The sequence below is a fragment of the Aestuariivirga sp. genome, assembly GCF_046093005.1.
Taxonomy (GTDB): domain Bacteria; phylum Pseudomonadota; class Alphaproteobacteria; order Rhizobiales; family Aestuariivirgaceae; genus Aestuariivirga.
Window position 1 is genome coordinate 1 of sequence record NZ_JBJTER010000112.1, and the last position, 7252, is coordinate 7252.

Consider the following 7252-nt stretch of genomic DNA (forward strand, 5'->3'; position numbering starts at 1 on the left):
GCATCCGCGCCTACAAGACGAAGAAGCCCTTCGAAGGCGTGATCGGCAACATCGAGCGGCGCTGGCGCGAGACCGATTCCGAGTGGATGCGCGCGGCGATCTCCATGTCCTTGGGCTTCAGGCTGCGCGGCAGGTCCGTGAACCATTGGTTGGCCTCGCGGATCGACATGTTGGACGCATCGCCGATGTGCTTGCCGGCAATCCGCACGGCCAGCGCCTGCGGCTTCAGGCGGAAGCCGTTGCAGGCGCTGCAGGGATGATCGGACTGATAGCGGCTGAGTTCCTCGCGCATCCACTCGGAATCGGTCTCGCGCCAGCGCCGCTCGATGTTGCCGATCACGCCTTCGAAGGGCTTCTTCGTCTTGTAGGCGCGGATGCCATCGTCATAGGTGATGGCGATTTCCTCTTCCCCGGTGCCGAACAGGATCGCATCGCGGGCCTTCTTGGGCAGGTCCTTCCATGGCGTGTTCATGGAGACCTTGTAATGCCTGGCGAGCGACTCCAGCGTCTGGGTGTAATAGGGCGAGGTGTTGCCGGTGCGCGCCCAGGGCAGGATGGCGCCTTCCTTCATCGAGAGGGCCGTATCGGGCACCACGAGTTCCGGCTCGAAATGAAGCTCGGTGCCGAGCCCGTCGCATTTGGGGCAGGCGCCGAACGGGTTGTTGAAGGAGAACAGCCGGGGCTCGATCTCATCGATGGTGAAGCCCGAGACCGGGCAGGCGAAGCGCTCCGAGAACAGCAGGCGCTCATGGGTTTCGTTCTTGGACTTGTTGGCGCCTTCCTCGGAGGTGGCGGAGGCCGGGAGCGGCTTGTCGGCGAATTCAGCCACCGCCAGCCCATCGGCCAGCTTCAAGGCCGTCTCCAGGCTGTCGGCGAGCCTGGTGCCGATATCGGGGCCCGCTACCAGCCGGTCCACCACCACGTCGATGTCGTGCTTGAATTTCTTGTCGAGTGCCGGCACCGCGTCGATCTCATGGAAGCGGCCGTCGACCTTGACGCGGGTGAAGCCTTTCTTCTGCAGTTCGGCCAGTTCCTTGCGGTATTCGCCCTTGCGGCCGCGCACGATGGGGGCCAGCAGATAAAGCCGGGTGCCTGCCGGCAGCGCCATGATCCGGTCCACCATCTGGGTGACCGTCTGGCTCTCGATGGGAAGCCCGGTGGCCGGCGAATAGGCCACGCCGATGCGGGCGAACAGGAGCCGCATGTAATCGTAGATTTCGGTGACGGTGCCCACCGTGGAGCGCGGGTTGCGGCTGGTGGTTTTCTGTTCGATGGAAATGGCGGGCGAGAGGCCGTCGATCTGGTCGACGTCCGGCTTCTGCATCATTTCCAGGAACTGCCGGGCATAGGCCGAGAGCGACTCGACATAGCGCCGCTGGCCCTCGGCATAGATCGTGTCGAAGGCGAGCGAGGACTTGCCGGAGCCCGAAAGCCCGGTGAACACGATGAGCTTGTCCCGCGGAAGTTCCAGGGACACGTTCTTCAGGTTGTGCTCGCGCGCCCCCTGAATGGAAATCACTTTCTTCTGCTCTGGCATGGAGTCTCGACTAGATCAAAAACAGAACATCCGCAATCATGGACCGCGTACACGCCGTTTGTACGCGGCGCGGTCCACTTCGGTGCGGGTTATCCACAGATACGTGGGTCAGGGCTGAGGCCTGTGTTTGCCACCAGCCTCAGCCGCGCCTTGCCCACAATCTCGCAGGAGCAAAGACACAAGAAGCGGACATGTGATGTGCTGCCAAAACCAGACAAGCGGGTTAGCGATCGGCGGTTCGGATGGACAATCGTGTCAATCCGGCTACACCCTCTCGGGCCATCTTATCACTGAGTCCGCCGAACAGCCGTGACCCCGCACGACATCCTCCGCAAGACCTTTGGTTATGAGAGCTTCCGGCCTGGCCAGGAAGGGATTGTCACCACCTTGCTCGAGGGGCGCAACGTGCTGGCGGTGATGCCCACGGGGTCGGGGAAGTCGCTGTGCTACCAGGTGCCCGCCCTGGCGCGGGGCGGGCTCGCCATTGTCGTCTCCCCGCTGGTGGCGCTGATGCAGGATCAGGTGGCGGCGCTGAAATTGGCGGGGGTGGCGGCGGAGAGCATCAACTCCGCGCAGGACCGGGACGAGAATGTCGCCATCTGGCGGCGCGTGGCGGCAGGCGAGGTGAGGCTGCTCTATCTCTCGCCGGAGCGGCTGATGACGGAACGCATGGTGGGAGCGCTGGCCCGGCTCAATGTGCAGCTCATTGCGATTGACGAGGCGCATTGCATCTCGCAGTGGGGGCCGTCCTTCCGGCCGGAATACGACATGCTGCGAAGCTTGCGGCAGTCCTTCCCGGGCGTTCCCATCGGCGCCTTCACCGCGACGGCGGACGAGGCGACGCGGCGCGATATCGTGGCCAAGATCTTCGGTGGCGAGGCGGAGGTCTATGTCGCGGGCTTCGACCGGCCGAACCTGCAGCTCGCCGTCTCGCCCAAGGACAATACGAAAGAGCAGCTTCTCGATTTCCTCGATGGGCGCGCCGGGCAGCCGGGCATCGTCTATGCGCTGTCGCGCAAGTCGACGGAGGAGTGGGCCTCCTTCCTCGTCTCAAAAGGCTTCCGCGCCATTGCCTATCATGCCGGCATGAATGCGGAGGACCGGGCGGAAGCGCAGAGCCTGTTCATGACGGAGAAGGGCATCATCGTCTGCGCCACCATCGCGTTTGGCATGGGGATCGACAAGCCGGATGTGCGCTTCGTGTTCCATGCCGACCTGCCATCCTCGCTCGATGCCTACTACCAGGAGATCGGGCGCGCGGGGCGCGATGGCCATCCGGCGGATGTGAAGATGGTCTACGGCCTCGGCGACATTCAGATGCGCCGCCGCTTCATCGACCAGGAGGAGGGTGGCGACGAGCGCCGGCGGCGCGAGCACAAGAGGCTCGATGCGCTGGTGGCCTATTGCGAGGCGCCGGAGTGCCGGCGGCAGAACCTGCTGCTCTATTTCGGCGAGGAGTCGCCGCCCTGCGGCAATTGCGATGTCTGCCTCAATCCGGTGCATCTCGTCGATGGCACGGCGGAAGCGCTGTGGGTGCTCGAGGCGGTGAAGACCACCGGGCAGCGCTTCGGCGCGGCGCATGTTGCGGATGTTCTTGTGGGCAAGAGCAACGAGAAGGCGGATACGCTGCGCCACACGGCGCTTCCCGTCTTCGGTATCGGCAAGGCGCATGGGCGGCAGCACTGGCAGTCGATGATCCGGCAGCTGGTGGGCGGTGGCTATCTGGCCATCGATGTGGCGGGTTATGGCGGCCTTTCGATCTCGCCCAAGGGCATCGCGCTCGGGCGCGGCGAGGGTGCCTTCCGTTACCGCGAGGACCCGGCGCGGACCTCGCGCAAGGCGGAGCGCGCTCGCAGGATAATCGCCGCGGTGGAGGAGGGGGCGGTCTCCGACGAGCTGCTGCAGCGCCTGAAAGCGCTGCGCGCGAAACTTGCTAGGGAGCGCAAGGTTCCCGCCTATGTGGTGTTCACCGACCGGACGCTGATCGACATGGCGGCGAAGCGGCCGCTGACGCGCTGGGACTTCGGCGAGGTGCACGGTGTGGGCGAGTCGAAGCTCCAGCAGTTCGCCGGCGTCTTCCTGGCCGAGATCGCCCGCTATGTGCAGCGGGAGAGCGGAGTTGCCTGATCAGAGGGCAGCGGCTAAGCCACCCCCAAGATCAGGACAGAATCGTGAAACCCACCGCCATCGCCGAAACCCGGACCATGACGGTGATCGCCCTGCCGCTGATCTTCGCCTATCTCGCCGATGTGCTGATGGTGCTCACCACCAAGATGGTGGTGGGTAAGCTGGGTGCCGTCGAAATGGCGGCGGCGGGCATTTCGACCGATCTCGCCTATCAGATGTGCATCGTGCTGATGGGCTTCTTCTCGGTGGTGGGCGTGCTGGTGGCCGGGGCGCGGGGTGCGAACCGCCGCGAAGACATTGTGCCGGAGCTGATCCGCGGTCTTGTCTTGGCGGGCATGCTGGGTCTTGGCGTGACGTTCATTGTGCTCAACCTCGGAACCGTGCTGCGCTTCACCGGCCAGGACGCCGAGGTGATCCGCCTCTCTGAGTCCTACTACACGGGCTTTGCCTTCGCGATCCTGCCCATCGTCTGGTTTGGCGTGCTGCGGAGCTTCGCCGCCGCGATGATGAAGACCGGTTTCGTGCTGGCCATCACGGTCGCGGCGGTGGCGCTCAACTATGTGCTGATGCAGGGGCTGGTGCATGGCAGCTTCGGCCTGCCGCGGCTTGGCATTGCCGGGGCGGCGCTCGCCTGGGCGATTACCATGTGGCTGAAGGCGCTTTGCCTTGGGGCCTATATCTTTCTGCTGATCCGCCGCCAGGGCCTGCCTTTGGGGCGCGTGGCGGCGGCAAGCCCCGTGGCCTATGCGCCGCTGGTGCGGCTTGGCCTGCCGGTGGCTGGCATCGTGGCGATGGAAATCGGCCTGTTCGCCGTCACCGCGCTGCTGTCCGGGGCCATGGGGGCGGGGCAGCTCGCCGCCTTCCAGATCGTCATGGGCTGGATTTCGGTGCCCTTTGTGATTTCGCTGGGCTTCTCGGAATCCGCCATGGTGCGGGTCGCGTATTTTGCCGGCGCGAGCGATCAGCCGGCGGCGCGCCAGGCCGGCCATCTCGGCATGGCCGTGGGTGTTGCCGTGCCGCTGCTCCTGGTGCTGATCCCGGTGCTGGCGCCTGAGCAGCTGACAGGCGTGTTCCTCGACCCCGCCGACCCGCTCTACGGCCAGATCGCCGCGCTGGTCGCGACGCTGCTGCTCATCGGCGCGGTGTTCCAGGTGTTCGACAGCCTGCAGGTGATCGCCTCGCATGTGCTGCGCGGCCTCAAGGATGCGGTGATGCCGATGGTGATTGCCGCCATCGGCTATTGGGTGATCGGGCTTGGCGGCGCCTATGTGCTGGGATTCGCGCTGGGCTGGGGTGTGGCGGGTCTGTGGTGGGGCCTCGCGATGGGCCTCGCCTTCACCGCGGCGCTGCTGGCCTGGCGCTTCGAGCTGCTGTCGCGCCGTCAGTTCTCGATGTGATAGGTGGTGGAGATATAGGTCTCGTCTTCCTGGCCGGCGCGCTCGAAGGACAGGAAATCATAATAGCCGCAATGGCCCTCGCCGGGATAGATGCGGCATGTCGAGGGCCGCGCCTCGTAGATCGTGCAGCGCCGCGCCTCAGTGTCGAAGAACTGGCAGATCTTGCCGAAATGCTCGTCCTTCTTGCGCCGCATCACCCGCTTGTAGCCATGCGCTGACTTGAAATACTTCTTCTCGGCCTGCTTGAGCGAGAGGCCGAAATGCCTGGCAATGCGCGCCGCGTCCCGGTCCTTCACCTCGATCACCGGATAGGAGCAGCAATAGCCGGGGCATTTCAGGCAATCATATTTCTTGCGGGGCATCGATTCCGGCTCCGGTCATTGGACGCCAATGATTAGGACGATGCGGCGCGGGCCGCAACCGCTGGCGGCTTCTGGCCGGTGAGGGCCGCATATTTCCTGTTGGTATCCGCGAATTCGCCCATCAGCCACTCGCGGAAGGCGCGGACGGGCGCGGTTTCCTTCTGGCCCTTGGCGCGCACGAGCCAATAATGCCAGTGGTCCTTCATGTCGAAACCGAATGGCCTGGCGAGCCAGCCCTCGACAAGCGAGTCGGTGACCAGCATCTGGTCGGCCAGCGCAAAGCCCTGACCGGCCTCGGCGGCGTCGATCGCCAGATGGTTCTGGAACAGCGTGCCGCGCCAGTCCTCGACGCCGGTGACGCCGTTGGCGGCGAGCCAGTCCGCCCACCACTGCTTGCGCGATTCATGGAGCAGGTTGAAATCGCGGAGATCGGCCGGCGTGAAGGCCGTCCGCCCGGTCAGCAGCTTCGGCGCGCAGACCGGAAAGATCAGCGCATCGGTGAGCTTCTGGGACTCGACGTCCGGCCAGTCGCCCGAGCCATAGCGGATTCCCACATCGGCCTCGCCGGAGCGGAAATCGGCGAGCTTGCTCGACGGGTCGATGGAGAGCTCGATATCGGGGTGGAGCTCGTTGAAGCGGCCGAGCCGCGGCACCAGCCAGCGCGAGGCGATGGCGGGCTCGACCGTGACCTTCAGCTGCCGCACATCGCCCACCGCGGCGGCCTCCCGGGTGGCCTCCGCCAGCTGATCGAACAAGGGCGTGAGACGGCCGGCAAAGCGCCGCCCGGCCTCGGTCAGCACCACGCCGCGCCCGGTGCGCAGGAACAGCGCGGTGCCCAGCCAGTCCTCGAGGTCGCGCACATGGCGGCTCACCGCCGCATGGGTGACGAACAGGTCCGCCGCAGCCTCGGTGAAGCTCTCGAAGCGGGCAGCGGCTTCAAAAGCCTTGAGGGCGTTGAGGGAGGGAAGCCGGCGGGCCATGGTCTCTGAGTGTGAGTTTTTGTTGCAGCCAACGTAGGTTATTGCCGTTTGTTTCGCAAGAGCGAAACAGATATGTGTCCAGCTACAGAGAGATTTCGATTGGACAGATGAGGAGAATGGTCATGAACTGGATTCTTGACAACTATTCAATGGTTTACCGGACCGCGATGCTGCAGCCGCCGGCCGATATGCGTGATGCTGCACCCGCGAAGACTCGTGTGGCGGCGAAGCCCTCCCGGCTGCTCGGCCTGTTCGGACGGCGCCAGGGTTGAGGCGGAGTCCAGGGGCGGCACCGGTGAAAAAGCCGGGCGCCGCCTCGAGACTTCCAAACAAACAAGACATGAACACTATTGCTGCGAAATGACGGTATCGCCTTCGCCGGTGATTGACTGAAGTGACAGGACGTCAGGGTCCGGTGTCATGGCGGGATCGGTGAACAGGGTCATTCTGGTTGGAAATCTGGGGCGTGACCCGAAGGTGCGCCACACCCAGGACGCCAAGCCGATCGTCAATCTGCCGCTCGCCACCTCCGAGACCTGGCGAGATCGCAAAACCGGCGAGCACGGCATGGAGAAATACTCCACCGAAGTGGTGCGGCGGAATTGCCGCGGCGAACCCGCCAAGCTGGGCGGCAGTCCAGGGAGCGGCGAAGGGCCGTCCTTCGGCGGCGGCCAGGCCAAGACGCAACCGAAACAGAAGGAGAACCCAGTGGCCTGCTGCCGGTTCCGTGGACATGCACTTAAGCTAACCCCGCCTTCCTCTCGAACTCAATGGGGCTGATGTACCCGAGCGTGGAATGCCGGCGCTTGGGGTTGTAGAAGCACTCAATGTAATCGAACACATCGGCCT

General features: G+C 64.7%; 7 protein-coding genes and 1 pseudogene. 4 read left to right on the forward strand and 4 right to left on the reverse strand.

Annotated elements, in window-relative coordinates:
• Positions 1 to 76: 76 nt before the first annotated feature.
• Positions 77 to 1537, reverse strand: a pseudogene (locus tag ACKOED_RS09760) (excinuclease ABC subunit A); the annotation flags it as partial.
• Positions 1538 to 1846: 309 nt separating this feature from the next.
• On the opposite strand from ACKOED_RS09760, the gene recQ reads away from it, so the two are divergent.
• Positions 1847 to 3664, forward strand: a complete 1818-nt coding sequence (recQ, locus tag ACKOED_RS09765) for a DNA helicase RecQ (protein WP_408916402.1) — start codon at positions 1847 to 1849, stop codon at positions 3662 to 3664.
• Between the two features lie 44 nt (positions 3665 to 3708).
• Positions 3709 to 5061, forward strand: a complete 1353-nt coding sequence (locus ACKOED_RS09770) for an MATE family efflux transporter (RefSeq protein WP_408916403.1) — start codon at positions 3709 to 3711, stop codon at positions 5059 to 5061.
• On the opposite strand, the gene ACKOED_RS09775 is transcribed toward ACKOED_RS09770, so the two are convergent.
• Both ACKOED_RS09775 and gcvA read right to left on the reverse strand, forming a co-directional pair.
• Complete coding sequence (locus ACKOED_RS09775; RefSeq protein ID WP_408916404.1) at positions 5046 to 5423, reverse strand: YkgJ family cysteine cluster protein; 378 nt, start codon at positions 5421 to 5423, stop codon at positions 5046 to 5048. The genes ACKOED_RS09770 and ACKOED_RS09775 overlap by 16 nt on opposite strands.
• A gap of 32 nt (positions 5424 to 5455) precedes the next feature.
• The gene (gene gcvA, locus ACKOED_RS09780; protein WP_408916405.1) at positions 5456 to 6403 is read right to left on the reverse strand and encodes a transcriptional regulator GcvA; all 948 of its coding nucleotides are present in this window, start codon (positions 6401 to 6403) and stop codon (positions 5456 to 5458) included.
• Positions 6404 to 6525: 122 nt separating this feature from the next.
• Between gcvA and ACKOED_RS09785 the strand changes: the two genes are divergently transcribed.
• Together ACKOED_RS09785 and ACKOED_RS09790 are read left to right on the forward strand one after the other, a co-directional pair.
• On the forward strand, positions 6526 to 6675 hold the full coding sequence (locus tag ACKOED_RS09785) for a hypothetical protein (protein ID WP_408916406.1): 150 nt from the start codon (positions 6526 to 6528) through the stop codon (positions 6673 to 6675).
• A gap of 148 nt (positions 6676 to 6823) precedes the next feature.
• Positions 6824 to 7183 (forward strand): single-stranded DNA-binding protein, encoded by a 360-nt coding sequence (locus tag ACKOED_RS09790; protein ID WP_408916407.1) that lies wholly within the window; start codon positions 6824 to 6826, stop codon positions 7181 to 7183.
• On the opposite strand, the gene ACKOED_RS09795 is transcribed toward ACKOED_RS09790, so the two are convergent.
• Positions 7143 to 7252 (reverse strand): IS3 family transposase (locus tag ACKOED_RS09795; RefSeq protein WP_408915809.1); only part of this gene is annotated, 110 nt, incomplete at its 5' end. The two genes, ACKOED_RS09790 and ACKOED_RS09795, sit on opposite strands and share 41 nt — an antisense overlap.

Coding starts and splice junctions, on each gene's coding strand:
- ACKOED_RS09775 (WP_408916404.1), bottom strand. CDS start 5,423: ATGCCCCGCAAGAAATATGATTGCCTGAAATGCCCCGGCTATTGCTGC.
- gcvA (WP_408916405.1), bottom strand. CDS start 6,403: ATGGCCCGCCGGCTTCCCTCCCTCAACGCCCTCAAGGCTTTTGAAGCC.
- ACKOED_RS09785 (WP_408916406.1), top strand. CDS start 6,526: ATGAACTGGATTCTTGACAACTATTCAATGGTTTACCGGACCGCGATG.
- ACKOED_RS09790 (WP_408916407.1), top strand. CDS start 6,824: ATGGCGGGATCGGTGAACAGGGTCATTCTGGTTGGAAATCTGGGGCGT.